The sequence below is a fragment of the Microbacterium sp. Cr-K32 genome, assembly GCF_000708345.1.
GTDB classification, from domain to species: domain Bacteria; phylum Actinomycetota; class Actinomycetes; order Actinomycetales; family Microbacteriaceae; genus Microbacterium; species Microbacterium maritypicum_A.
In genome coordinates this window covers 223,548-248,273 of the sequence record NZ_JARD01000012.1, presented here as the reverse complement: position 1 = coordinate 248,273, position 24,726 = coordinate 223,548, and the positions used below count along the sequence as shown (strand labels likewise).

The following is a 24,726-nucleotide window of genomic DNA, read 5'->3' as shown; positions in this document are numbered from 1 at the left end:
TGCGACCTGTGGCGGGTGCAGAGAGAGACGATCATGCAGATCCTCGACGCCGTCGACGCGGCTTCCCTCCGTTCGGACATCCCGGACTTCTTCCCCGGTGACACCGTCAAGGTGCACGTCAACATCACCGAGGGCAGCCGCTCTCGTATCCAGGTCTTCCAGGGCGTCGTCATCGGCCGCCAGGGCGACAGCGTGCGCGAGACCTTCACGGTCCGCAAGATCAGCTTCCAGGTCGGCGTCGAGCGTACCTTCCCGGTGCACTCCCCGGTGATCGACCACATCGAGGTCGTCACCCGCGGTGACGTGCGTCGCGCGAAGCTCTACTACCTCCGCCAGCTGCGCGGCAAGAAGGCGAAGATCAAGGAGAAGCGCGACCGCTGAGTCGCAGCATCTCCACAGCACCCCGGGACACGATGTCCCGGGGTGCTTTGTTCTCCCACCGGTGTGCGAACCTAGATACCGTCGCCGCACGACGGTGCATGATCGTGAAGGAACCTGATGACCGAATCCCCGTCCGCGCCCACGTCCAGACGTCGTCGCGGGTTCCTCGTATTCCTTCGCGACGTCCTCGTGATCGTCGTGATCGCCGCGCTGGTCTCGTTCGTGGTGAAGACCTTCGTCGTGCGTTCGTTCTACATCCCCTCCGCATCGATGGAACGTACCCTGTTGATCAACGACCGCATCCTGGTCGATGAGCTCACGCCGCGATGGACCGACTACGAGCGAGGTGACGTGGTCGTCTTCAAGGATCCGGGCGGGTGGCTCGACGGTCAGCCGCAGACCCCCGCACAGCCGCCGCTGGTCGAGGCCGTCGACTGGGTGCTGAACTTCGTGGGCATCTCCGCGACGGACTCGCAGGACCACCTCGTCAAGCGTGTGATCGGTCTGCCGGGCGATCATGTGGTGTGCTGCAACGCGCTCGGCCAGATCACGATCAACGGCGCGCCCATCGACGAGCTCAGCTACCTCAATCTGCCTCCCGGGGACACGGCCGCGTCCAACGAGCCCTTCGATGTCGTGGTCCCGGAGGATTCCGTCTGGCTGCTCGGAGACAACCGCGATCGCTCGCGTGACGCCCGTGCGCACCAGGATCTCCCCAGTGGCGGATTCGTGCCGATGGAGAACATCGTGGGAAAGGCGTTCCTCACGACGTGGCCGTTGAACAGGCTGGGACCGATCGACGGGCACCACGAGATCTTCAACGGCGTCCCGGATCCGGAATGACCGTCGTCGCACCGAAACTCACTCTCGAGAGGCGCCTCCTCGGTGAGTGCGAGGTGATCATCTCGCTCGACGAGGTCGGCCGAGGGGCACTCGCGGGTCCTGTCGCCGTGGGCGCGGCCGCGATGAATGCCGCAGGCGCGCGTCGGCGCGTGCCGGAAGGCCTCCGCGACTCCAAGCTCGTGACGGAGAAGCGCAGACCTGAAGTCGCAGCACGCGCCGCCGCATGGGTGCAGGCGTCGGCCGTCGGGTGGGCGAGTGCGGAGGAGGTCGACGAGGTCGGCATCATGCGGGCGCTCGGTCTTGCCGCGTCGCGTGCGGTGCAGGCCGTCGCGGATCAGGGGGTCGCGCTCGACGACGCTCTCGTCCTGCTTGACGGCAACCATGACTATGTTTCGAGGGCGCATCCGGTGCCGCTCCACGTGCGCCCGGTGATCAAAGCCGACCGGGACTGCGCATCCGTCTCCGCGGCGTCCGTGATCGCGAAGGTCGCGCGGGACCAGCACATGGCGGAGCTCCACGAGACGTATCCCGCGTATCAGTGGAACCGCAACAAGGGCTATGCCAGCCTCGAGCATCGCGACGCGATCCGCGCCATCGGGCTCTCCCGCTACCACCGCGCGTCGTGGGCGATCGCCGACGTTCCCACCCTTTTCTGAGCCGACCGCGGCGCGCACGGCCGACCGCTGGATGACGCGCCCCGGTGTCCGCGACTCTAGGATGGACACATCATGGATGAGGAAGCCTTCGACGACTACGACCGCGAGCTCGAGCTGGCACTGTTCCGGGAGTACCGGGATGTGGTGTCGCAGTTCCAGTACGTCGTCGAGACCGAGCGGCGGTTCTACCTGGCGAACGAGGTCAACGTCGTCCGTCGTGACACCGAGCATGATTTCTATTTCGAGATCTCGATGACCGACGTCTGGGTGTGGGACATCTACCGAGCCGACCGCTTCGTGAAGGCCGTGCGCGTGCTGACGTTCAAGGACGTCAACGTCGAGGAACTGCAGCGTCGGGAGTTCGAGCTCCCCCAGGAGCTCTCGCTCGACGGCGAGTGACGGCGCCTCTCGACGAAGCATCTCGGGGAGCTCTCTCGGCGCGTTGCGGATCTCGGTGTTCCTGCACCCCGCGCTGCGAGTTCGAGTTCTCCCCGACCACCGGGGTTGTGCGCCGGCGCCGGCCACGTGCGATCCGCATGCGCGTGAAGCTGGCCGTATGGCAGCGAAGGACGAGCTCGGAAGAGCAGGGGAAGAGCGGGCCGCCCAGCATCTGAGGCGTCGCGGGTACACCGTGCTCGCCAGGAACTGGCGGTGCGCGCAGGGAGAGATCGATATCGTCGCCGTGCGCGACCACCACCTCGCGGTGGTTGAGGTCAAGACGAGACGGACCGCCGTTTACGGGCACCCGTTCGAGGCCATCGACGCTCGCAAGCGACGTCGGCTCTGGCAGCTCGCTCAGGCATGGGCGACGGAGAATCCGGAGGAGGCGCGAGGGCGCGTCCTCCGGCTCGAAGCGATCGGCATCATCGGGTCCGATCCGGCCTCCGGCTCGCTCGAGCACCTCGTGGACATCGCGTGACGACCTCGCGCACCTGGGCGGTCGCGCTCACCGGCGTCGATGGGCATCTCGTCGAGGTCGAAGCCGACATGTCGAACCAGACACCGGAGTTCCGGATCATCGGGCTCCCCGACAAGTCCCTCGGCGAAGCCGTCCAGCGCGTGCACAACGCCTGCAAGAACGCCGGGCTGGATCTTCCACGGCGACGGCTCACGGTGAATCTGTCGCCGGCGAGCCTCCCCAAGCACGGCGCCGGGTTCGACCTGGGGATTGCCATGGCCTGCCTCGCTGCAGGCGGTGTCATCTCACCGCGGTCGATCTCGGCGACGGTCCACATCGGCGAGCTGGGTCTGGACGGCAGGATCCGGCCGGTGCTCGGGGTTCTGCCGGCGGTGTTCGCAGCGGCACGCGCCGGATTCGAATCGGTGATCGTGCCACGGGGAAACGAAGCCGAGGCACGTCTGGTACCGGGTGTCGATGTGCGCGCAGCCGCTTCACTCGCAGAGGTCGCGGTCTGGCACGGTGCCGATGTCGAAGTGCCCGACGTGGAGGCGGTCGTGCTGGCATCGACTCAGAGCGGACCACGTGACACGCTCGACCTCGCCGATGTCGTCGGTCAGGAGGATGCCGTGGAAGCGTTGGTCGTCGCCGCTGCCGGCGGTCATCATCTGCTGTTGAGCGGACCTCCAGGCGCGGGTAAGACGATGCTCGCGCGCAGGCTTCCGGGCATCATGCCGTCCCTCACGGAGCAGGAGGCACTAGAGGTCGCGTCGGTGCGATCACTCAGCGGAGAGCCCGTCGCAGCGCTCGATGTGCTCCCGCCGATCGAGGCGCCGCATCACAGCGCGTCTGTCGCATCGCTGGTCGGAGGGGGCTCGCGCACGGCGCGACCGGGAGCGATCGCACGTGCCCACCGCGGTGTGCTGTTCCTGGACGAGGCTGCCGAGTTCTCCCGGGTCGCACTCGATGCGCTCCGACAGCCACTCGAATCCGGGGCGATCGAGGTGCATCGGGCGGGATTCACCGCCACGTTTCCCGCGAGATTCCAGCTGCTGCTCGCGATGAATCCCTGTCCGTGCGGGAACCACGGTGTCCGCGGCGCGGAGTGCGTCTGCCCACCCATGTCGATCAGGCGATACTCCACGCGCTTGTCCGGACCGCTTCGCGACCGTCTCGACATCGATCTGCAGGTGAGTCGTGTCGCGGCATCGCGAGCGATGGGCGATCATTCTCCATCGATGACGACGGCGCAGGCTCGAGAACGCGTCGCTGCGGCCCGAGAGCGAGCTGCCCATCGGTGGATGAGTATGCGGTGGCGACGCAATGCAGAAGCGCCGGGGACCAGTCTGCGTCAGGGGGCACTCCGACTGGCTCCTGCGGTGCGCGCTCCACTCGATCGAGCCCTCGAGCGCGGCGCCCTCACGCTCCGTGGGTACGATCGCGTTCTGCGTGTGGCTTGGACGATGGCAGATCTGGCGGAGCTCGATCGTCCCGGGATCGACGAGGTCGGACGGGCGCTGCATCTCCGAAGGGGGCTCCCGCGATGATGGATGTCCTCCTCGCTGATTCCGAGATCCTCGCCCTCGCCCGCACCCTCCATCCCGGTGATGAGCTGGCCGATTGCGTCGCGCGTGTCGCCTGGTCTGTGATCGCCGAGCCCGGCGATGCGGTGGCCGGATCGTTGATCGAATCGCTCGGTGCAGCGGATGCGCTTTCTCTCGCTGTGGGAGATTCGTCGTCGCTTCTCCCTCCGGGCGGTGCCAGCGCTACGGCGACGCGCGCACTGGTCGACGGTCGAGTCCGCTGGCGCCCACGCGCCGATCCTCGGGCGGTCATGGCCGCGCTGCGCGGAGGTGTCGCCGTGCGAACGCAGCTCGTGATCCCGGGAGATGCCGCATGGCCCCGCGGTCTCACGGATCTCGGCCCCCACGCCCCGAGCGTGCTGTGGGTGCGCGGCCGCGTGGAGTTGCTCGGCCGCGAGCCCCGAGTCTCGATCGTCGGGGCTCGAGCCTGCAGCGGGTACGGCGAGCACGTGGCGACCGAACTGGCGGGTGACCTCGCGGCCACCGGCGCCGTGATCGTCTCCGGTGGTGCGTACGGGATCGATGGGGCCGCGCATCGTGCCGCACTCGGCGTTCAGGGCGCCACGATCGCGATCCTCGCCGGCGGCGTGGACCGCGCATATCCTGCCGGCCATCAGAGTCTCCTGCGTCAGATCGCGGAACGAGGGGCTCTCGTGAGTGAGCCGCCGTGTGGGACGGCGCCCACCAAGTGGCGATTCCTCGCTCGAAACCGTTTGATCGCGGCGCTCGGCCATGCGACGGTCGTCGTCGAGGCGGGGTGGAGAAGTGGATCGCTGAACACCGCGGGCCACGCGGCCTCGCTCGGTCGCCCACTCGGCGCCGTGCCCGGTGCAGTGACGTCTGCGTCGTCGGCGGGGTGTCATCGTCTGCTCCGCGAGTACGACGCACACTGTGTGACCTCCGCGCAGGAGGTGAGGGAGTTGTACGGCGCGATCGACGAAAGAGTCGAGGAAGACGCGTCAGAGCGGGACTCGAGCCACAGCCGCGTGCTCGATGCGTTGGGTACCCGGACGCGTCTGTCCATAGAAGAGGTGGCGCGTCGCTCCGGCCTGTCTCCTGATCGGGTTCGGGCCGTACTCGGGCTCCTTCATCTCGAGGGCGACGTCGCGCACGACGACGGAGGGTGGCATCGTCAGCGCCCCGCGAGAGCATCGACTTCCCGTGCACGATGAACGGCGAGGCTGCCGCGGACAGAGCATGCGCGGGGCAAGCTGGACTCATGGATCTCGCTGCCGCGACGGAGGCGTTCGCCGAACACCTGGAGAAGGTGCGCCGGCTGTCCGCCGCGACCGTCAAGGCCTATCGCTCAGACCTGCGAGACCTCGACGCCGCGGCGGGTGGTGTTCCCCTCGAGTCGGTCGACCTCGAGGTGCTTCGGGACTGGCTGTGGCGCGCCACTCAGCGTGGCGACGCCAGATCGACCCTCGCGCGCCGCGCCGCCACGGCCCGCTCATTCTTCAATTGGGCTCAGGAGCAGGCGCTCATCACGCATGATCCGAGCCTGCGCCTGGTCGCCCCGAAGAGGGGGAGGACGTTGCCGACGGTCGCCTCGCGGGACGCGATGTCGGCACTTCTGGATTCTCACCGCGACGCCGCCGAAGAGGGCGACCCGATCGCGTTGAGAGACCACGCCATCCTCGAGCTGCTGTACGGCTCCGGTATCCGTGTCTCCGAGCTCTGCGGACTGGACATCGACGATCTCGATCTCGACCGCGGTACGGCGCGAGTGCTCGGCAAAGGCGCGAAGGAACGGATCGTGCCCTACGGCACTCCGGCGCGCGACGCATTGTCGGCGTACCTGAGGCGCGGTAGGCCGGTACTCGTCGCGCGCGCCCGAACCTTCACCCCTGCCGTGATCCTGGGCAGCCGCGGTGGCAGGGTAGGGCCGCGGGCCGTATACGAACTCGTCGCACGGGTTCTCGCGCCGATCGTGGGCGCCGAGACGATCGGTCCTCACGCTCTGCGGCACACCGCGGCCACTCATCTGCTCGACGGGGGAGCCGATCTGAGGGCGGTCCAGGAGATCCTCGGACACGCCAGCCTCGGTACGACGCAGATATACACCCACGTCTCCACCGAGCGTCTGACGGCGACCTATCGACTGGCCCATCCGCGCGCATGATCTCTCGCTAAGCCCCCGTCGCTCAGCGTGCTTCGCAGCAGGGGAGCAGGACGGCTCTCGGAACGTCGTCGAAGAGCAGCAGGGGATTGATGTAGTCGCCGTCCAGCCGCACGCCGAGGTGGAGGGAACCCGCGGCGGTGTGCCCGCCGATATCCAAAACTCCGAGCGCCTGCCCGGCCGTGACGACATCACCCGCGACGAGCGTCGACCGAACGGGTTCGAGAGTCGTCACGAGGCCGCCGGTGTGCTCGATGGTGAGGAGCGGCCGATCCACCACGGTGCCGCGGAAGGCGACCACACCGTCCGCGGGGGCGGACACCTCTGCGCCGACCACGGCGGCCAGATCGACGCCGCGATGGCCGGCACCGTACTCGTGCGCGGGCGCGCGAAACGGAGCCGCGACAGCGCGAGGCCCGGCCACCGGCCAGCTCCAGCGAGGCCATTCGGTTGTCGAGGGAGCTTCCGTCGCCGCCACGGGAGCCGGCGCGGTGAGAGCGAGCAGCAGAGCGACAACGAGAACGGAAAGGGCTCGGGGGACTGTGCGCATGGTGCGAGTCTGGTCGGATGCACTCCGTCGCGGGCACCGGAATGGTCGGCCGCCGCGGGACACCGGAACAAGACCGGCGTGCGGCGTGACGTGCAGGGTGAGTGCCCGCGCGATCCTGTATGCTGGGGGAGCACCTCGAAATCGAGGTGACTACGCGTGCCCAAAGCGATTCACTTCGCGGCATCCACTCCCACAGGTCCTTCTCCTCGATAAGGCGGGCGTGAGCCGGGCACCAGGAAGTCCGATCATCCGATCGGCTTGCAACCTCAACGGCGCAGAACCGCGCCAGAACCAGGAGACGACCATGGCTGTGGTCACCATCCGCCAGCTGCTCGACAGCGGCGTGCACTTCGGACACCAGACCCGTCGGTGGAACCCGAAGGTCAAGCGCTTCATCCTCACCGAGCGCAGCGGTATCCACATCATCGACCTGCAGCAGTCGCTGGGTTACATCGACAAGGCCTACGACTTCGTCAAGGAGACCGTCGCCCACGGTGGCACGATCCTCTTCGTCGGCACCAAGAAGCAGGCGCAGGAGATCCTCGCCGAGCAGGCGACCCGTGTGGGTCAGCCCTTCGTCAACCAGCGCTGGCTCGGTGGACTCCTCACCAACTTCCAGACGATCTCCAAGCGTCTCGCTCGTATGAAGGAGCTCGAGGAGCTCGACTACGAGGTCCCCGCGAACAGCGGCTTCACCAAGAAGGAGCTCCTGCTCAAGAAGCGCGAGCTCGACAAGCTGCACAAGTCGCTGGGCGGTATCCGCAACCTCACCAAGACGCCCTCGGCCATCTGGGTCGTCGACGCCAAGCGTGAGCACCTCGCGATCGATGAGGCCAAGAAGCTCGGCATCCCCGTGATCGGCATCCTCGACACGAACGCCGACCCGGATGACTTCCAGTACCCGATCCCCGGCAACGACGACGCGATCCGCTCCGTCTCGCTGCTGACGCGCATCATCGCCGACGCCGCGGCCGAGGGCCTGCAGCAGAAGCACAACCCGGAGACCGGCGACGCCGAGCCGCTGGCCGACTGGGAGAAGGAGCTCCTCGAGACTCCCGCACAGGAGGTTCAGGAGTCCGCTGACGCCGCCGAGGTCGTCACGGCAGACGACGCCGCTGCCGTCGTCGAGACGCCCGCCGCCGACGAGACCGCTGCCGACGAGGCCGGTGCTGAGGCGCACGACGAGGCGATCGCCGCCGCTTCCGGTGAGGAGACCGCTGAGGTCGCCGCCGCCGAGGCTGCTGACGCCAAGTAATCCCTCGTACACACACCTAACGAAGCAAGGAGCCACCACACATGGCCAACTTCACCATCGCTGACCTCAAGGCGCTGCGTGAGCAGCTCGGCACCGGAATGGTCGACACCAAGAAGGCGCTCGAGGAGGCCGACGGAGACGTCGCGAAGGCCACCGAGATCCTGCGTCTCAAGGGTGCGAAGGGCAACGCGAAGCGCGCTGACCGTTCCACGAGCGAGGGACTGATCGTCGCTCGCGAGCAGGACGGCGCCGTGACGCTCATCGAGCTCGCCTGCGAGACCGACTTCGTCGCGAAGAACGAGCGCTTCATCGCGCTGGCCGACAAGGTCGCCGACGCCGCAGCAGCGGTCAAGGCCGACTCGGTCGACGCCGCCCTCGCCGCCTCTGCCGGCGACAAGAGCGTCGAGCAGGTCATCTCCGAAGAAGCCGCGATCATCGGCGAGAAGGTCGAGCTGCGCCGCGTGCGCACGATCACCGGCGACAAGGTCGAGGTCTACCTGCACCGCACGAGCAAGGACCTTCCGCCGCAGATCGGCGTCGTCGTCGCCTACTCGGGTGACGATGCCGAGACCGCGCGCAGCATTGCGCAGCACATCTCGTTCGCCAACCCGTCCTACCTGTCGCGTGAAGACGTGCCGGCTGACGCGGTCGAGAAGGAGCGCGAGATCGTCACTGAGATCTCCCGCAACGAGGGCAAGCCGGAAGCGGCTCTCCCGAAGATCGTCGAAGGCCGCGTCTCTGCGTTCATCAAGCAGGTCGCCCTGCTCGAGCAGGACTATGCCAAGGACAACAAGCTGTCGGTCGCCCAGGTGGCGAAGGACGCCGGTATCACCGTGACGGACTTCGCGCGCTTCAAGGTCGGCGCGTAGCACCGTCGAAGGGGTTCGGATCGCCAAGATCCGAACCCCTTCTTCATGCCCACGAGGCACTATCTTGAATCGGGACGAGAGGACACCCACCCATGACTGAACGCACCGGACGCCGACGCGTCCTTCTCAAGCTCTCCGGAGAGGCATTCGGAGCGGGACAGCTGGGTGTCAGTCCCGACGTGGTCTCGCAGATCGCCCGTGACATCGCCGCTGCGGTGGACCGTGTCGAGGTCGCGATCGTCGTCGGCGGGGGCAACTTCTTCCGCGGCGCAGAACTGAGCCAGCGAGGCATGGACCGCGGTCGCGCCGACTACATGGGCATGCTCGGCACGGTCATGAACGCGCTCGCCCTGCAGGATTTCCTCGAGCAGGCCGGGGCCGCCACCCGTGTGCAGTCCGCCATCTCGATGACCCAGGTCGCCGAGCCGTACATTCCGCGCCGGGCTGAGCGTCATCTCGAGAAGGGGCGGGTCGTCATCTTCGGTGCCGGGGCCGGCCTCCCGTACTTCTCCACTGACACCGTCGCGGCACAGCGTGCGCTCGAGATCGGCGCGGACGAGGTCCTCGTCGCCAAGAACGGCGTCGACGCCATCTACACCGCCGACCCCAACAAGCATGCCGACGCGGAGCGCATCGAGCGCGTCACCTATCGCGATGCGCTCCAGCGTGGTCTCAAGGTCGTCGACTCGACCGCCTTCAGCCTGTGCATGGACAACAGCATGGACATGCGCGTGTTCGGCATGGAGCCCGCCGGGAACGTGACCCGTGCGCTCCTCGGCGAGCCGATCGGAACCCTCGTCACCGCCTGAGTGTGTGACACGGCGGAGACGACTTCGCCCGATAGAATTTGCAGAACACCCCGACGATAGGAGTCACCGTGATCGCGGACGTCCTCGCTGAAACCACCACTCGCATGAACCGGGCGGTCGAAGCTGCCAAGGAGGACTTCTCCACGGTGCGCACCGGTCGTGCGAACCCGCAGATGTTCCAGAAGGTCCTCGTGGACTACTACGGCACCCCCACGCCGATCGCCCAGCTCGCCTCCCTGGCGAACCAGGAAGCTCGCACGCTCATCATCACGCCGTACGACAAGTCGGCGCTGAAGGCGATCGAACAGGCGATCCGTGACATGCCCAACCTCGGAGCCAACCCGACGAACGACGGCAACCTCGTTCGCGTGACGATGCCGGAGCTCACGGCCGAGCGCCGCAAGGAGTACGTCAAGCTCGTCAAGACCAAGGCCGAGGACGCGAAGGTCCACGTCCGTGGTATCCGTCGCAAGGCCAAGGACGAGCTCGATGCCCTCAAGAGCGAGCTCGGTGAGGACGAGATCGCGCGCGGAGAGAAGGAGCTCGACGTCCTGACACGTCAGCACGTCGAGCTCATCGATGACGCGCTGAAGCGCAAAGAGGCAGAACTCCTCGAGGTGTAGTCGGGATGTCTGACGAAACGCGAGATGCCGACGACGATGGGCCGTTCACGCGTCACGGCGGGAACGGGAAGACCCCATCCGACGGCGTCCCGCTCGTTGACGCCGCGTTCCCGTCTTTCGACGCGGCTGCCGTCCCTCCGCGCCCACCGCTTCCCGCAGCTTCGGAGCGCATGCCCTCGGGCGGCGTCGGTCCCCTGGACACGGCGGATCACAACGCTATCCGGGAACAGTGGCGCGCAGCACGGGATGAACTCGGCAGCCATGTCTCCCATGCACGCGACCAGCTCGACCAGGCGAACGAACGTATCAAGGAGCGCACGGGCCGCGATCTCGTCCTGGCCATTCTGATCGGTCTCGCCTTCGGCGCTGCGCTCCTGGGATCGTTGCTCTTCCTCAAGGTGCTCTTCGTCCCGTTCGCTCTCGCGGCCGCCTTGCTCGGTGTCTACGAGCTCTCCCGAGCGCTGCGGAGCTCGGGTCGCCGCGTCGACGTGGTCCCTCAGCTGATCGCCGCCGCGTTCCTCGTGCTCTCTGCGTACTTCGCCGAGCCCTGGTTGTGCTGGGTGATGCTCTTCGTGTCCGTCGCGTTCGTCATCGTGTGGCGGCTCATCGCGCAGATGGTGGAGAAGGACGGCCGCACCTACGGGGACGTCCTCGCCGACGCCGTGACGAGCGGGTTCGTGCAGGTCTACGTCCCCTTCCTCGCGGGAATCGCGCTCATCCTCCTCAAGCAGGAGGGCGGTCAATGGTGGGTCCTCAGCTTCATCGCGATCGCCGTAGCGGCCGACACGGGCGCGTACGCCGCCGGTCTCGCCTTCGGCCGTCACCCGATGGCTCCGAAGATCAGCCCGAAGAAGACCTGGGAGGGCTTCGGCGGCGCCGTCATCGCCTCGCTCGCTGCGGGCGTGCTGCTCGCGATCTTCCTCCTGGAGCTGCCGTGGTGGTGCGGCGTGATCTTCGGCGCGTCGATCCTGCTCTCCGCGACGCTGGGGGACCTCGGTGAATCGATGCTCAAGCGCGACCTCGGCATCAAGGACATGAGTTCCTGGCTCCCCGGTCACGGAGGGCTGCTCGATCGACTCGACAGCATTCTGCCCTCGACGATCCCTGCGCTCTGCCTCTACTTCCTCTTCTCTCCTTGGGTGGTTCTGTGATGAACGATGATCAGCTCGACGAACAGGCGGAGTCGACGCCGCCGGCATTCGCACTCACCTCCGGTCGGGTGCGCGGCTATCACCGGGCAGCCGTCGACACGTTCCTCGCATCCGCCCGCCGCGCGTTCGAGGCGGGTGGCGATGAACTCAGCGCGGATGATGTGCGGACGGCCTCCTTCCCGCTGGTGAAGAACGGATACGTCGTCGCGGATGTCGACGCGGCGCTCGGCCGCGTCGAAGACGCCTTCGCCGCTCGAGAACGCGAACGCGCGGTGCGATCCGCGGGAGCAGGTGCCTGGGTGGAGCAGGCCAGAGCAGACGCGCAGGTCATCCTGGATCATCTGGCGCGACCACGGCGCCACCGCTTCGCCCGTACCGGAGTGCTCACCTTCGGGTACCGTCTCGATGAGGTCGATCATGTGTCGACGCGTATCGTGCGGTATCTCCGTGACGGCGAAGCGCTGACCGCCGAGCAGTTGCGCTCGGCGGCGTTTCGGATGCAGCGTGGGGGATACCGCGAGGAGCAGGTGGATGCCCTTCTGGACGCCACGATCGACGTGATTCTCGCCGTTCGCTGAGGTTCCTGATGGTCGATCCAGGCACTCTTGCGTAGACTGTCCCTCATCGTGAACTCCCGAAACGACATGAATCTCGAAAGAAACGACCTCTCGCCGGTGCCCGCGGTGAAGGCTCGTTCGGCGCGCACGGGCACACGACGCTGGTCTCGCAGCCGTGGTGTCGTCGGGGTCTTCAGTGCCCTCGCCGTCGTGGGTTTCGCCGGTGCATTGGTCGCACCGACCGGGGTGGCATTGGCCGCACCCGCCCCTGAGGAGTCGCCGGACTCCGCCTATTCGCTTGCGCTCGCGGACACTCAGAACCTCACCGTCACCGTCGAAGGTGCCGAGATCGCACCCGTCGTGCGCGGAGGATTCGAGGTCTATGTGAAGCCGAAGCCGGCTCCGGTCCCGACCGTGGCTGCAGCACCCCGTGGGGGATCCTCCGGAAAGTCTTCCGGAGGTAGCCTTCCTCCCTACACGGGAGGCGGTGCTCCTGCAGAGTGGATGGCGGCAGCCGGCATCGCGCAGAGCGACTGGCAGTACGTCGACTACGTCGTGTCCCGCGAGAGCGGTTGGAACCCGAACGCCACGAACAAGTCCTCCGGTGCCTGCGGTCTGGTGCAGGCCCTGCCGTGCAGCAAGGTGCCCGGCAACGGCTACAATCCGGTCGACAATCTTCGCTGGGCGACCGGGTACGCCACCGGCCGCTACGGCAGCTGGGCCGGTGCGTACAACTTCTGGGTCAACAACCACTGGTGGTGAGCAGGCAGTATGCCCCGCTCTCGCAGACGTCCTTCGGAGCGCCCTGACCACGAGGAATCCTTCGATCGCCTCCTCGCGGGCTGGAAGCGTACCGAGACCCGCCGCGGCGGTGAGTGGACCGTGCAACCGGTTTCCGGGGCGCAGGCGCAGAAGGACTACCTCTGCCCGGGCTGCGGTCGATCGATCGTCGCCGGAACCGCGCATCTCGTCGCCTGGCGCGCGGACGGCGTGCTCGGCGACGCGGCCGACCTCGCCGCACGGCGTCATTGGCACACACACTGTTGGAGGCTTGCATGAGCATCGAGATCCGAGGACCACTGGAGCTTCCGGCGCGACGCGAAGACATCGAGCTGAAGACCGCCGACGGTCTCACGTTGGTCGGAGAGCTCGCCGTGCCGGAGACCACGACGCCTGTCGCGACTCTCGTGACGCTTCATCCCCTGCCTACGGCCGGCGGGTTCATGGATTCGCACATCATCCGCAAAGCGGCGGCACGTCTTCCGGCCCTGGCGGATCTGGCCGTGCTGCGATTCAACACGAGGGGGACCACCTCACCTCGTGGGACGAGTGACGGATCCTTCGACGGCGGGGCGTCCGAACAGTTCGACGTCGCGGCAGCGATGGACTTCGCCCGTGAGCGCGCTCTGCCTCGCCCCTGGCTGCTGGGATGGTCCTTCGGCACGGAACTCGCGTTGAAGTACGGTCGGGAACACGACATCGAGGGGATCATCCTCCTTTCGCCGCCCTTGCACCGCGCGACACCGGAAGAGGTCGCCGCGTGGGCGACGATCGACCGACGCGTGGTCGTCCTGGTACCGGAGCTGGATGACTACCTGCGCCCCGCCGAGGCCCGCGAAAGGTTCGCTGCGATCCCGCACGCACAGCTGATCGCGGTGGACGGAGGGAAGCACCTCTGGGTGGGCGAGACCCAGACGCGACGCGTGCTGACGGAGATCGTGGCCGCGGTCAATCCTGCGGCGCTGCCTCTCACCACGCACTGGCCGGCCGACGACTGACGCGCAGCAGGCTCAGAGCTCGTTCATCCGCGGGATGAGCACCTGCCGGTAGATGATCAGGATGCTCGCGGCGACCGGGATGGCGATCAGCGCGCCCAGCAGACCGAGAAGGCTTCCTCCGGCGAGTGCCGCGACCACGACGACAGCCCCCGGTACCGAGACCGCACGGCTCATGATGCGCGGCGAGATGATGTAGGCCTCGATCTGCATGTAGATCAGGTAGTAGATCGCAGCGGCGATCGCTGTCGCCGGAGAGCCCAGTCCGGGGATGAGACATACCAGCACGATGATCGTGGAGCCGGTCAGGGTGCCGACGAGCGGGATCAGGGAGAAGAAGAACGCGATCACCGCGAGGACGGCGGGGAACGGTGCTTGGATGATCGACAGGAAGATCGCGCTCAGCACGCCGTTGATGACACCCTGCGTCACCTGCCCCATGACGTAATAGCCGACCGAATCCGTGATCTGTTCGGACAGGTCGATGAACCTGTCACGTTTCGACGCCGGAGCCAGCTGGTAGACCGCCCGCTTGAGGGACGGCGTGGAAGCCGTGAGATAGATCGTCAGGATGAGGACGATGAACGCGCCGAACAGGCCGCTGAGCACGGCGCCACTCGCCACGAGGAACCCTTGGCCGATGGAGCCGCCGATCTCGGTCAGGTTCGTGGTGAGCCAGTCCTCGACGTAGGTGAAGACATCATCGACCCTCAGGTTGGGGAACGCGTCCGTCATCCACTGCTTGAGGTCGTCGATCGCGGTACCGCGTTGCACGATCGCCGTGATCTGGGCGATCAGCTGGGAGATCTGGTCGACCAGCACGGGAAGGACGATGAGCACGATGCCGACGAAGATGCCGAGCACCGCGAGAATCGTGACGATGACAGCGAGCCATCGGGGGAGACGCCGGCGCTCCAGGAAGGAGACGAGCGGATCGAGTCCGAGACTGAGGAAGAGTGCCGTGCCGAGATAGAGCAGCACCGTGGAGAGGTTCTGCACGCTGTTGATCAGCAGGATGCCCAATCCCACGCCGAGCGTCGCCACCAGGGCGGTGCGGAAGGGATTGTGGATCTTCATTCGGAGGCTCCTCGAGGACGGATGCAGCCAGGCTATCCAGAGCGTCCGGCTCGGTGCCGACGACGTGCCGGTCCGGCCCGCACTGAACCTGCTCGTGGGCAACACACAGCTGATTTCGCTAGTCTGAAATGTCGAGTGTTGCGTCGCCGGCAAGTGCCGGCGATGCGTGAGGAGACTATTCGTGCGTTTCGTATGGGCCGTGGTGGCCTTCGTGCTGGCTGCCGTGCTGATCGGCGCGGGGATTGCTCAGCGCACCATCTTCATGGGGCCGGACACTCAGCAGACCCAGGTCGAGATCGATGAACCGGCACCCTTCGTGCTCATCGACGGCGACGTGCTTCGGGCGAATCCAGGCGCGCAGACGCTGATCGTCCGGGGAGAGGGCGAGATCTTCGGCAGCTATGGTCGCACCGCCGACATGGAGGCCTGGCTCGCCGACTCCGACTACAACCAGGTCACGCTGAAGAAGAACGGCGATCTGGTGGTCGAGCACGTCACGGCGCCCTCCGCCGACGGCGAGACCGATGCTCCGAGCGACGGCGCTGAGGGCGACTCCGCAGACGCGGAGTCCGCGGGGCGTGATCCGCGGGGATCCGATCTCTGGCTCGACTCGTTCGTCAAGGACAACCGTCTCACGGCCGAGAACATGCAGTTGCCCGAGGGCACGAGCATGCTCGTCGCCTACGACGGCACAGCCGATGCGCCGGATGACATCGTGGTCTCCTGGCCGCTGGACAACTCGACGCCGTGGGCGGGACCTCTCATGGTCGCCGGGGGAATCGTGCTGCTGCTCGGCCTCATCCTCTACGTGCTCGCGATCCGCCATCAGCGCCGCGGCCGCGGCCCCCGGCGCAAGGGCCCGGGTCCGCTCCCGGCGACCGAACCGATCGACGTCGCGGTTCTTCCGCCGTCTGAGCGCGCGGCGATCGAGGAGTCCGGCACTCCGCGCAGCGAACCCTCGGCAGGAACGGCGGCGCCGGCCGACGGAGACGTCGAGGAGGCGGAGATCGTGGACGAGAGCAAGGACCCCGACGCGAAGACCTCCATGCGCGCAGCGACGCGGCCTCGCCGTCGTCGCATGCTCGCGCTTCCGGCTCTCGGGCTCACGGCGCTTCTTGCCGCCGGGTGCTCGTCGGACTCGTGGCCGCAGCTGGGCGACGCCTCGCCGACCCCGTCTCCGAGTCCGACGGTGATCGCGCCGGAGAACCAGAAGCCCCCTGCGGTGACCGAAGCGCAGGCCAAGCGCATCTTGAAGACGCTCGCCGGCACGGTGAGCGAAGCCGACGCGGCACTCGACCTCGACCTGCTCGCTACCCGCTTCGAGGGACCCGCTCTCGCAGCACGGACCACGGAATATGCGCTGCGCTCGAAGCTCCCGGACACCGTTCCGCCCGCGGCGATCCCGACCGATCAGGTCGAGGTCGTGCTGCCGGAAGCGACCGATCAGTGGCCGCGCACGGTGCTGATGCTGTCGAAGACCGGGGATGACACGGTGCCGCCGGTGGTCCTCACGATGACGCAGGCCGACCCCTGGTCGAACTATAAGGTCTCGAACATCGCCGAGATGTCTGCTGACGCCGTCTTTCCCGAGGTCGCCGCATCCTGGCTCGGGACATCGCTCGTTCCCTCCGATTCCGCGTTCCTGACGATCCCGCCTGCGAACCTCGCCTCGACCTTCGCCGATGTGGTGGACCAGGGGGAGCAGAGCGAGTTCTACGACATGTTCGACGATCTGGCGTTGACCTACGCCAAGTCGATCACCGACAGCCGTCAGGCCGTGATCCAGGCTCTCGCCGACAAGGGCGCCGCCGACACGTCGAAGGCCGCCTTCGACATGGCTCCGACGACGGATGCCTCCATCTCGATGACGACTCTGGACAGCGGCGCGATCGTCGCCGTCACCCTCACCGACACCGAGACGGTGACGCCGACGGGAGACGACGTCTCCATCCGTTTCGGCGACAATGCACAAGCCAAGGCCCTCACCGACGCGACCGAGTCCGCGAAGGGCGTCGAGACGACCTACGAGTTCCAGCTGTTCTTCTCGGTCCCGGCAAAGGGCTCGACGGAGCAGATCCGGCTCCTGGCAGCCCACCAGGACCTCCTGTCCGTGAAGGTGATCAAATGAGTGAGATCTCTCCTGCCGCCCTGCGCGGTGCCGTCGACCTGTCGAGTCTCCGCAACCGGCCCGCATCTCCCGCAGAGGGCGCCCCCGCCCCGGGACTGCCCGATGTCGTCGTGGATGCGACCGACGAGACGTTCGGGCAGATCCTCGAGCTCTCGCGCACCGTTCCCGTCGTCGTCGACCTCTGGGCGGAGTGGTGCGGGCCCTGCAAGCAGCTGAGCCCGATCATCGAGAAGGTGACGCGCGAGCTCGGCGGACGCGTGCTGCTCGCCAAGGTCGATGTGGATGCGAATCCGCAGCTCGCGCAGAGCTTCCGTGCCCAGTCCATCCCGATGGTGGTGGCACTGATCGCCGGTCAGCCGGTGCCGATGTTCACCGGGGCCGTGCCGGAGCAGCAGGTTCGCGACGTCTTCGCGCAGCTGCTGCAGGTGGCGGCGCAGAACGGTGTCACCGGATCGCTCTCGGTCGGCGAGGAGGGCGCGGACCCGGAACCTCCCGTGGAGCCGGAGCTCCCCCCGCTGCACGCTGAGGCGTTCGCGGCGATCGAGGTCGGCGACTACGCGGCCGCCATCACGGCGTACGAGAAGGCGCTCGCGGAGAACCCGCGGGATGCGGACGCGCTCGCGGGTCTCGGCCAGGTACGGCTGCTCGACCGCGTTCAGGGCCTCGATCTGCAGGCGGCACGGGCCGCAGCGGCCGAGGGCCCGCTCGACGTCCAGGCGCAGTTCGATGTGGCCGACCTCGACCTCGCCGGCGGGCATGTCGATGACGCCTTCGGTCGCCTGCTCGATCTGTTCGCGCAGCTCCCGTCCGACCAGCGCACGCCCGTTCGTGAGCGCCTGGTCGAGCTCTTCGGGCTCATCGGTGCGGAGGATCCGCGGGTCGTGTCGGCGCGCAACCGGCTTTCGTCGCTGCTGTTCTAGGGAGGTACGCGCCGAGTCCCCGGCGCGCTCAGCCGTGGTTGACCGTCGGCACGTGAGGGTCGGACTGGTAGCGCAGCCACAGCGTCGAGAGCGCGGGCAACGTCAGGGTCGCGAGCGGTGCTCCTCCTTCAGAGGGCTTCGCATAGACCAACCCGAGGTTGCCCGATCCTCGACCCCCGTAGTCCGCCGCGTCCGTGTTGAGCACCTCCTGCCACACTCCTTCTCGAGGAAGGGTGAGCTGATACCCGGTGCGTTCCACCCCGGCGAAGTTGCTCACGACGACCAGGCGCCCGCCGTGCGCGTCACGCCGCTCGAACGCGATCACCGTGGATTCCCAACTCGGTGCACCGAGGCGGCTGAACGACGAACCGTCGTTGTCGCGTTCCCAGAGAGGGGCCTGCGCCCGGTAGGTACGGTTCATCTCGCCGATGAAGTCCTGCAGCTGGGCATGTGAGGGCTGCTCGAGGAGCCACCAATCCAGCTCGCGCCCTTCCGACCACTCCGCCAGCTGGCCGAACTCCTGCCCCATGAACAGCAGCTTCTTGCCGGGGTGCCCCCACATGTAGGCGAGGTACGCACGCACGTTCGCCAGCTTGTGCCAATGGTCTCCCGGCATCTTTGCGACCAGGCTGCCCTTGCCGTGGACGACTTCGTCGTGGCTGATGGGAAGCAGATAGTTCTCACCGAAGGCGTAGACGAAGGAGAAGGTCATCTCGCCCTCGTGATGCCCGCGGTACATCGGGTCGCGTGAGATGTACTGCAGGGAGTCGTTCATCCAGCCCATGTTCCACTTGAACCCGAAACCCAGGCCTGCGTGGTCGGTGGGAGCGGTGACGCCGGGGAAGCTGGTGGACTCCTCCGCGATCATCAGGATCCCCGGGTGCAGCCGGTAGGCGGTGGCATTCACCTCCTGCAGGAAACGGATCGCCTCGAGGTTCTCGCGCCCGCCATGGATGTTCGGCTCCCATTCGCCCGGTTGACGGGAGTAGTCGAGGTAGAGCATCGAGGCGACGGCGTCGACACGAAGCCCATCGACATGGAACTCTCGGAGCCAGTACAGGGCGTTGGCGACCAGGAATCCGCGGACCTCCGGGCGGCCGTAATCGAAGATGAGTGTGCCCCAGTCCTGATGCTCTCCGCGTCGTGGGTCCGGGTGCTCGTAGAGAGGCTGACCGTCGAAGCGTGCGAGTGCGAAGGCATCCTTGGGGAAGTGGCCCGGAACCCAGTCCATGATCACGCCGATGCCGGCCTGGTGGAGACGGTCGATGAGATAGCGCAGGTCGTCGGGCGTGCCGAACCTGCTCGTGGGGGCGTAGTATCCGCTGACCTGATAGCCCCACGATCCACCGAACGGATGCTCGGCCAGCGGCATGAACTCGACGTGGGAGAAGCCCGATTCCGTCACATGCTGGATCAGCGGGTCGGCGATCTCGCGGTATCCGAGGCCCGCCCGCCATGAGCCGACGTGGACCTCGTAGATCGACAACGGCTGCGCCACGGCGTGGGTGGCCGCCCGGCGCGTCATCCACGCGCCATCCGACCAGCTGTGCGTCGATGCCGTCACGATCGATGCCGTGTCGGGCGGAACCTCGGCAGCGAGCGCCATCGGGTCGGCCTTGAGGATCCACGCCCCCTCGCGGGTGCGGATCTGGTACTTGTATCTGGTGCCGATCGGCAGCCCTGGAACGAAGAGCTCCCAGACGCCGCTGACGCCCATCGAGCGCATGGCGTGGGGCTCGCCGTTCCAGTCGTTGTGGTCGCCGACCACCCGCACGGCAGTGGCGTTGGGCGCCCAGACCGCGAACGAGACGCCGATCTCTCCGTCGAACGTGCGCACATGAGCGCCCAACGCCTCCCAGAGGCGTTCGTGACGCCCCTCGGCGATCAGGTGCAGGTCGAGGTCGCCGAGCGTCGGCGGATGCCGATACGGGTCGCCCGACACTGTCTCATCGTGATCTGCGTACCTTGTGGCGATGCGGTAAGGGACCGGGGGACCGCTGTGCTCGCCCTCCCAGATGCCGTGGGCGACGTGGGCGAGCTCCTGCCTGCTGCCGTCGTCGAAGACGGCTGCGACTGCTTCTGCGAGCGGGCGTCTGGCACGGATCACGGTGACGGTGCGATCGGCCGCATCCTTGTGGGCATGCGCTCCGAGAACGGAGTGAGGATCGTGGTACGTGGCTGATGAGACCGCCTCCCATTCGGTGGATGCGGCGACGTCTTCCGTGTAGCTCATGATCGCTCCCTCACCTTCAGGATGTGCACCGGCTCGGCGAAGGCGTCGAGTCGCACGTAGTTGTGATCGGTCCAGGTCCAGACGGCTCCCGTGAGGAGGTCCTCCACCTCGAAGGCCTCGCCCGGGAGGATGCCCCACTGGGTCGTGTCGAGGTGCACGGTGGTCTCCCGCACCGAGTGCGGGTCGACGTTGGCGACGACGATGACGGTGTCTCCGCGACCGGTGCCGGTGAACGGCGCCGCCAGATGCTTGCTGTAGACGAGCACCGCGTCGTCGTCGCTCCAGTGCGCGCGGAAGTTGCGGAGCTGCTGCAACGCGGGATGAGCGCCCCGGATCTCGTTGAGTCGGCGCAGCAGGGGGGCGAGCGATTCGCCGCGAGCCTCGGCGCCGACCCAGTCTCGGAACTTGTACTCGTACTTCTCGTTGTCGATGTTCTCTTCGGACCCGGGACGGGCGACGTTCTCGAAGAGTTCGTAGCCCGCGTAAACGCCCCATACGGGACCTGCCGTCGCGGCGATGCAGGCGCGGATCCTGTAGGCCGCCCTGCCACCGAACTGTAGGTACTCGGTGAGGATGTCGTGGGTGTTCACGAAGAGGTTGGGCCTCATGTAGTCGGAGGTCTCGTGGGATACCGAGCCGAGGAACTCCTCGAGCTCGGCCTTCGTGTTGCGCCAGGTGAAGTAGCTGTAGCTCTGCTGGAAACCGACCGCGGCGAGCGCGCGCATGACGGCCGGTCGGGTGAACGCCTCTGCGAGGAAGATCACGTCGGGGTCGACGGCGTTCACCTCTGCGATGAGCCATTCCCAGAACTGGAGCGGTTTCGTGTGCGGGTTGTCGACGCGGAAGATCTTCACGCCCTGCGCCACCCAGTGCTGCACGACCCGCAGCATCTCGGCGTAGATGCCGTCCGGATCGTTGTCGAAGTTCAGAGGGTAGATGTCCTGGTACTTCTTCGGCGGGTTCTCGGCGTAGGCGATCGTGCCGTCCGGGAGGGTCGTGAACCATTCCGGATGCTCGCGCACCCATGGATGGTCGGGCGAGGCCTGGAGTGCGAGGTCGAGCGCGACCTCGAGCCCTTCCCTCCGTGCCGCGCGCACGAACGCCCGGAAATCCTGCGGGGTGCCAAGTTCGGGATGGATCGCATCGTGCCCGCCTTCCGCGGCCCCGATCGCGTACGGCGAACCCGGGTCTCCGGCCTCGGCGGTGAGGGTGTTGTTGCGTCCCTTGCGATTGGTGGAACCGATCGGATGGATCGGCACCAGATACACCACGTCGAAACCCATCGCCGCGACGTCGGGCAGACGCCGCGTCGCGGTGCGGAACGTGCCGCTCTTGACGGTGCCGTCCTTCAGACGCCGCGCGCCTTCGGAGCGGGGGAAGAACTCGTACCAGGCGCCGACACCTGCCGCGCGCCGGTCGGCATGCAGCGTGTGTGTCGGCGTCGCGGAGCGCAGAGTCGTCACGGGACGGTCGCGGAAGATCTGAACCAATCCCGCATCCGTCGCCAGCGCCATGGTCGTCGCGGCATCGCCGTCCTGCAGGGATACCGCGTCTGCGCCGAGCCGTTTCCGCTGCGGTGCCGGGCGGTCCTTCTCCGCGGCGGCCCGCGCCAGCAGATCTGCCCCCAGCGCTGCCATCACCGGGACGTCGACCCCGGCGGCGACCTTGAGCTCCGCGGCGTGCGCCCAGGTCGCGAAGTCATCGGAGAAGGCCTCGAACCGGAAGAGCCATTCGCCCTGTTCGTCGAGCGCGATCGGCGTCGACCAGGTGTCGGTGCCGTCGTCGCGGGGAGAGAGGCGATGCAGGGTCTCTTCTCCGGAAGGGGACGTGAGCCGGACGTGCACGCCGATGACGTCGTGGCCCTCGCGGAACGCGACCACGCTGAAGGGCACCACTTCGCCGACGAAGGCCTTCGGCCTGAAGCCACCGGGTACCGATGGCGACGGGTCGAGTAGCGGGATGCGGGTCGTCCGAAGTGCACCGGGAGAATCCGCAACGCCCAGGGCGCGCGCCGGGATCTGAGCGGGGCTCCGAAGAGCCGAGGACCGAGTACCAGCACGTGCAGCCACCTCCCGAATGTACCGCGCGGACGTGGCCACGGGTAGCGCGCCGGAGGGTGCGTCGTCGGCCGGCTTCATTCGATGCGGAACAGCCTCATCGACGTGCCCGAGACCGGCAGCACATCGCCAGGCGCGAAGACCTCTTCGTCATCGGAAGGGCGCTCCTGAGCACTCGACCACAGCGAGACGAAGCGGGTCGCGTCTTCGATCTCGACGGGCAGGCGTACATCGATGGGCGACTCGGTACCGTGCACGATCAGCAGGATGCGGTTGTAGGCCTCGGTGTCGGGAGTGGAGGCGGCGACATACTGCAGCGTCCGGTTCCCTGGGTCGGCCCATTGGTCCTGCTCCATCGTCTCCCCGTTCTGGTCGTACCAGTCCATCACCGAGGCGTTGGGGATGTGCTCGCCGAGTCGCGCGTAGCGGCTCGGTCGCAAGGCGGGGTTCTCCTGGCGCAGCCGGATGAGCCGGGAGACGTGGGCGCGCAGATCGTCCTGCCAGGGCTCGAACTCCCAACCGAGCCAGGTCAGGACGGAGTCCTGGGCATAGGCGTTGTTGTTGCCTCGCTGGGTGCGACCGACCTCGTCGCCGGCGGTGAGCATGGGAATGCCCGCGGACAGCAGGAGCGTTCCGAGCAGGTTGCGCATGGCTTTGCGCCGCGAGGCGAGGATGGTCGGGTCGTCTGTCGGACCCTCGACTCCGTGGTTGAACGCGCGGTTCATGTCCGCACCGTCGCGATTCTGTTCGCCGTTGGCCTCATTGTGCTTGACGTCGTAGGAGACGAGGTCGTGCAGGGTGAAGCCGTCGTGCGCCGTGACGAAGTTCACGCTGGCGAGCGGACCGCGGTCCTCGCTGAAGGTGTTCGACGATCCGGCGAGACGGGTCGCGAATCCACCGATGCCCACCGGGGCAGATGCTCGCCGGGCGTAGTCGATGTCGCTCAGCCAGAAGTTGCGCACCCGATCGCGATAGCGGTCGTTCCACTCATGCCAGCCGGCCGGGAAGTTGCCCGTCTGCCAGCCGCCGAGACCGACGTCCCATGGCTCGGCGATGAGCTTGGTGTCGGCGAGGATCGGATCGTCCGCGATGGCGGTGAGAAGCGGATGCTCCGGGGTGTATGTGTGGGCGGCGTCGCGGGCGATGGCCGTGGCGAGGTCGAAGCGGAAGCCGTCGATCTGCATCTCCTGCGCCCAGTAGCGCAGGGAGTCCAGAACGAGTCGGGCACCGGCATCGGTTGCCGTGTTCAGGGTGTTGCCGCACCCGGTGGTGTCGACGTAGACGCCGGACTCATCCTGTCGGTAGTAGTTGGCGTTGTCGATGCCGCGCAGGCTCGAGCGCGGACCGCCGATGCCCTCTTCGGACGTGTGGTTGTACACGACGTCGAGGATGACCTCGAGTCCGGCCTCGTGCAGCAGCCGCACCATGCCCTTGAACTCGGCCAGCACTGCCTCCGGCCCCTCCTTGCGGGCCTCCTCGGTGGCGTAGGCGGTGTGCGGGGTGAAGAAGTTCAGCGTGTTGTAGCCCCAGTAGTTGGTGAGACCGCGCTCGAGGAGGCGAGGTTCCGGCACGAAGGCATGAACCGGGAGCAGCTCGATCGAGGTGATCCCCAGGGAGTGGAAGTAGGCGATCATCGCGGGGTGGGCAAGCCCGGCGTAGGTGCCGTGCAGTGCGGGAGGAACATCGGGATGACGCTTGGTGAGGCCCTTGAGATGCCCCTCGTAGATGACCGTGCGGTCCAACGGCACCCGAGGCTTCTGCGACTCGCCCCAATCGAAGCCGTCGACGATCACCACGGAGCGCCATTCCTCGTACCCGTCTCCCTGCGCGAGGCCGCGGGCGTAGGGGTCGAGGAGCAGCGTCTCCGGGTTGAACGTGTTCCCGGGGCCGTGCGGACCCCCGACACGGATGGCATACCGCACACCGGGTTGGAGCAGTTCGGTGGTGACCTCCCAGACGCCCCCGGCGAGTCGCTCGAGCGGCACTTCGTCCGTCGCCCAGTCGAGGTCGGTGGCGTCGAAGACGACCAACTCGATGGAGGAGGCGTTCTGCGACCAGACGCGCAGGGTACCGACGCCGTCGTGCAGACGAACGCCGAGGTTGTCGAGGGCAGGTCCGCCGGGCACGGTGAGGTCTCGGGACTCGGGCATGAGTACACACTAGGCGCGATGTGTTGCCGTCTCATGTCAGCGCGCACCCGGTACCTGGAGGCAGCACCCTTCCGCCCTCGTTTCGGGAGAGA

Annotated in this window: 24 protein-coding genes; 19 read left to right on the top strand and 5 right to left on the bottom strand. The window is 67.1% G+C overall.

The window, feature by feature from the left end; translation table 11 throughout:
* Window positions 1–33: 33 nt before the first annotated feature.
* The 8 genes from rplS (at window position 34) to GZ64_RS0105545 (ending at window position 6,483) form a co-directional block, all read left to right on the top strand.
* Window positions 34–381, top strand: coding sequence for a 50S ribosomal protein L19 (gene rplS / locus GZ64_RS0105580; RefSeq protein WP_017830722.1), 348 nt, complete (start codon window positions 34–36; stop codon window positions 379–381).
* A 117-nt stretch (window positions 382–498) separates the two neighbouring features.
* Window positions 499–1,224, top strand: coding sequence for a signal peptidase I (gene lepB / locus GZ64_RS0105575; RefSeq protein ID WP_021200473.1), 726 nt, complete (start codon window positions 499–501; stop codon window positions 1,222–1,224).
* A complete protein-coding gene (locus GZ64_RS0105570; RefSeq protein WP_021200474.1) occupies window positions 1,221–1,880 on the top strand; it encodes a ribonuclease HII in 660 nt (219 codons plus the stop codon). The genes lepB and GZ64_RS0105570 overlap by 4 nt, the downstream gene beginning before the upstream one ends.
* A gap of 72 nt (window positions 1,881–1,952) precedes the next feature.
* Window positions 1,953–2,279, top strand: a complete 327-nt coding sequence (locus GZ64_RS0105565; RefSeq protein ID WP_017830719.1) for a DUF2469 family protein — start codon at window positions 1,953–1,955, stop codon at window positions 2,277–2,279.
* A gap of 157 nt (window positions 2,280–2,436) precedes the next feature.
* The gene (locus GZ64_RS0105560; protein WP_021200475.1) at window positions 2,437–2,799 is read left to right on the top strand and encodes a YraN family protein; all 363 of its coding nucleotides are present in this window, start codon (window positions 2,437–2,439) and stop codon (window positions 2,797–2,799) included.
* Window positions 2,796–4,325 carry a YifB family Mg chelatase-like AAA ATPase gene (locus GZ64_RS0105555; RefSeq protein WP_021200476.1) on the top strand — a complete coding sequence of 510 codons (1,530 nt, stop codon included), beginning with the start codon at window positions 2,796–2,798 and terminating at the stop codon, window positions 4,323–4,325. Before GZ64_RS0105560 ends, GZ64_RS0105555 begins: the two co-directional genes overlap by 4 nt.
* A complete protein-coding gene (gene dprA / locus GZ64_RS0105550) occupies window positions 4,322–5,533 on the top strand; it encodes a DNA-processing protein DprA (protein ID WP_051667859.1) in 1,212 nt (403 codons plus the stop codon). Before GZ64_RS0105555 ends, dprA begins: the two co-directional genes overlap by 4 nt.
* A gap of 47 nt (window positions 5,534–5,580) precedes the next feature.
* Entirely contained in the window at window positions 5,581–6,483 is a 903-nt protein-coding gene (locus GZ64_RS0105545; protein ID WP_021200478.1) for a tyrosine recombinase XerC, read from the top strand.
* A 22-nt stretch (window positions 6,484–6,505) separates the two neighbouring features.
* On the opposite strand, the gene GZ64_RS0105540 is transcribed toward GZ64_RS0105545, so the two are convergent.
* Window positions 6,506–7,030: a murein hydrolase activator EnvC family protein gene (locus GZ64_RS0105540; RefSeq protein WP_029265447.1), complete on the bottom strand. Its 525-nt coding sequence runs from the start codon at window positions 7,028–7,030 to the stop codon at window positions 6,506–6,508.
* A 304-nt stretch (window positions 7,031–7,334) separates the two neighbouring features.
* Here GZ64_RS0105540 and rpsB point away from each other — a divergent pair, with 304 nt between their 5' ends.
* The 9 genes from rpsB (at window position 7,335) to GZ64_RS0105495 (ending at window position 14,072) form a co-directional block, all read left to right on the top strand.
* Entirely contained in the window at window positions 7,335–8,285 is a 951-nt protein-coding gene (rpsB, locus tag GZ64_RS0105535) for a 30S ribosomal protein S2 (protein ID WP_029265446.1), read from the top strand.
* A 41-nt stretch (window positions 8,286–8,326) separates the two neighbouring features.
* Window positions 8,327–9,154 (top strand): translation elongation factor Ts, encoded by an 828-nt coding sequence (gene tsf / locus GZ64_RS0105530; RefSeq protein ID WP_029259163.1) that lies wholly within the window; start codon window positions 8,327–8,329, stop codon window positions 9,152–9,154.
* A 92-nt stretch (window positions 9,155–9,246) separates the two neighbouring features.
* Window positions 9,247–9,963, top strand: coding sequence for a UMP kinase (gene pyrH / locus GZ64_RS0105525; RefSeq protein WP_017830711.1), 717 nt, complete (start codon window positions 9,247–9,249; stop codon window positions 9,961–9,963).
* Window positions 9,964–10,031: 68 nt separating this feature from the next.
* Window positions 10,032–10,586: a ribosome recycling factor gene (frr, locus tag GZ64_RS0105520; protein ID WP_021200482.1), complete on the top strand. Its 555-nt coding sequence runs from the start codon at window positions 10,032–10,034 to the stop codon at window positions 10,584–10,586.
* Window positions 10,587–10,591: 5 nt separating this feature from the next.
* Window positions 10,592–11,737, top strand: coding sequence for a phosphatidate cytidylyltransferase (locus GZ64_RS0105515; protein ID WP_029259164.1), 1,146 nt, complete (start codon window positions 10,592–10,594; stop codon window positions 11,735–11,737).
* The gene (locus GZ64_RS0105510; protein ID WP_029265445.1) at window positions 11,737–12,315 is read left to right on the top strand and encodes a DivIVA domain-containing protein; all 579 of its coding nucleotides are present in this window, start codon (window positions 11,737–11,739) and stop codon (window positions 12,313–12,315) included. Before GZ64_RS0105515 ends, GZ64_RS0105510 begins: the two co-directional genes overlap by 1 nt.
* A gap of 66 nt (window positions 12,316–12,381) precedes the next feature.
* On the top strand, window positions 12,382–13,056 hold the full coding sequence (locus GZ64_RS0105505) for a transglycosylase SLT domain-containing protein (protein ID WP_231479828.1): 675 nt from the start codon (window positions 12,382–12,384) through the stop codon (window positions 13,054–13,056).
* A gap of 9 nt (window positions 13,057–13,065) precedes the next feature.
* A complete protein-coding gene (locus GZ64_RS20150; RefSeq protein WP_029265442.1) occupies window positions 13,066–13,353 on the top strand; it encodes a hypothetical protein in 288 nt (95 codons plus the stop codon).
* Entirely contained in the window at window positions 13,350–14,072 is a 723-nt protein-coding gene (locus tag GZ64_RS0105495; protein ID WP_029265441.1) for an alpha/beta hydrolase, read from the top strand. Before GZ64_RS20150 ends, GZ64_RS0105495 begins: the two co-directional genes overlap by 4 nt.
* 12 nt (window positions 14,073–14,084) lie before the next feature.
* Here the strand turns inward: GZ64_RS0105495 and GZ64_RS0105490 are convergent, their stop codons facing one another.
* Entirely contained in the window at window positions 14,085–15,146 is a 1,062-nt protein-coding gene (locus tag GZ64_RS0105490; protein ID WP_021200487.1) for an AI-2E family transporter, read from the bottom strand.
* A gap of 181 nt (window positions 15,147–15,327) precedes the next feature.
* On the opposite strand from GZ64_RS0105490, the gene GZ64_RS19985 reads away from it, so the two are divergent.
* Together GZ64_RS19985 and GZ64_RS0105480 are read left to right on the top strand one after the other, a co-directional pair.
* Window positions 15,328–17,274, top strand: a complete 1,947-nt coding sequence (locus GZ64_RS19985) for a hypothetical protein (RefSeq protein WP_051667858.1) — start codon at window positions 15,328–15,330, stop codon at window positions 17,272–17,274.
* Complete coding sequence (locus GZ64_RS0105480) at window positions 17,271–18,194, top strand: tetratricopeptide repeat protein (RefSeq protein WP_029265439.1); 924 nt, start codon at window positions 17,271–17,273, stop codon at window positions 18,192–18,194. The genes GZ64_RS19985 and GZ64_RS0105480 overlap by 4 nt, the downstream gene beginning before the upstream one ends.
* 28 nt (window positions 18,195–18,222) lie before the next feature.
* Here the strand turns inward: GZ64_RS0105480 and glgB are convergent, their stop codons facing one another.
* The 3 genes from glgB to glgX are packed head-to-tail and all read right to left on the bottom strand — an operon-like array spanning window position 18,223 to window position 24,634.
* Window positions 18,223–20,427, bottom strand: a complete 2,205-nt coding sequence (glgB, locus tag GZ64_RS0105475; protein WP_029265438.1) for a 1,4-alpha-glucan branching protein GlgB — start codon at window positions 20,425–20,427, stop codon at window positions 18,223–18,225.
* Window positions 20,424–22,565 carry an alpha-1,4-glucan--maltose-1-phosphate maltosyltransferase gene (locus GZ64_RS0105470; RefSeq protein ID WP_401121569.1) on the bottom strand — a complete coding sequence of 714 codons (2,142 nt, stop codon included), beginning with the start codon at window positions 22,563–22,565 and terminating at the stop codon, window positions 20,424–20,426. Before GZ64_RS0105470 ends, glgB begins: the two co-directional genes overlap by 4 nt.
* Window positions 22,562–24,634 (bottom strand): glycogen debranching protein GlgX, encoded by a 2,073-nt coding sequence (gene glgX / locus GZ64_RS0105465; protein WP_021200493.1) that lies wholly within the window; start codon window positions 24,632–24,634, stop codon window positions 22,562–22,564. The genes GZ64_RS0105470 and glgX overlap by 4 nt, the downstream gene beginning before the upstream one ends.
* Window positions 24,635–24,726: the final 92 nt, after the last annotated feature.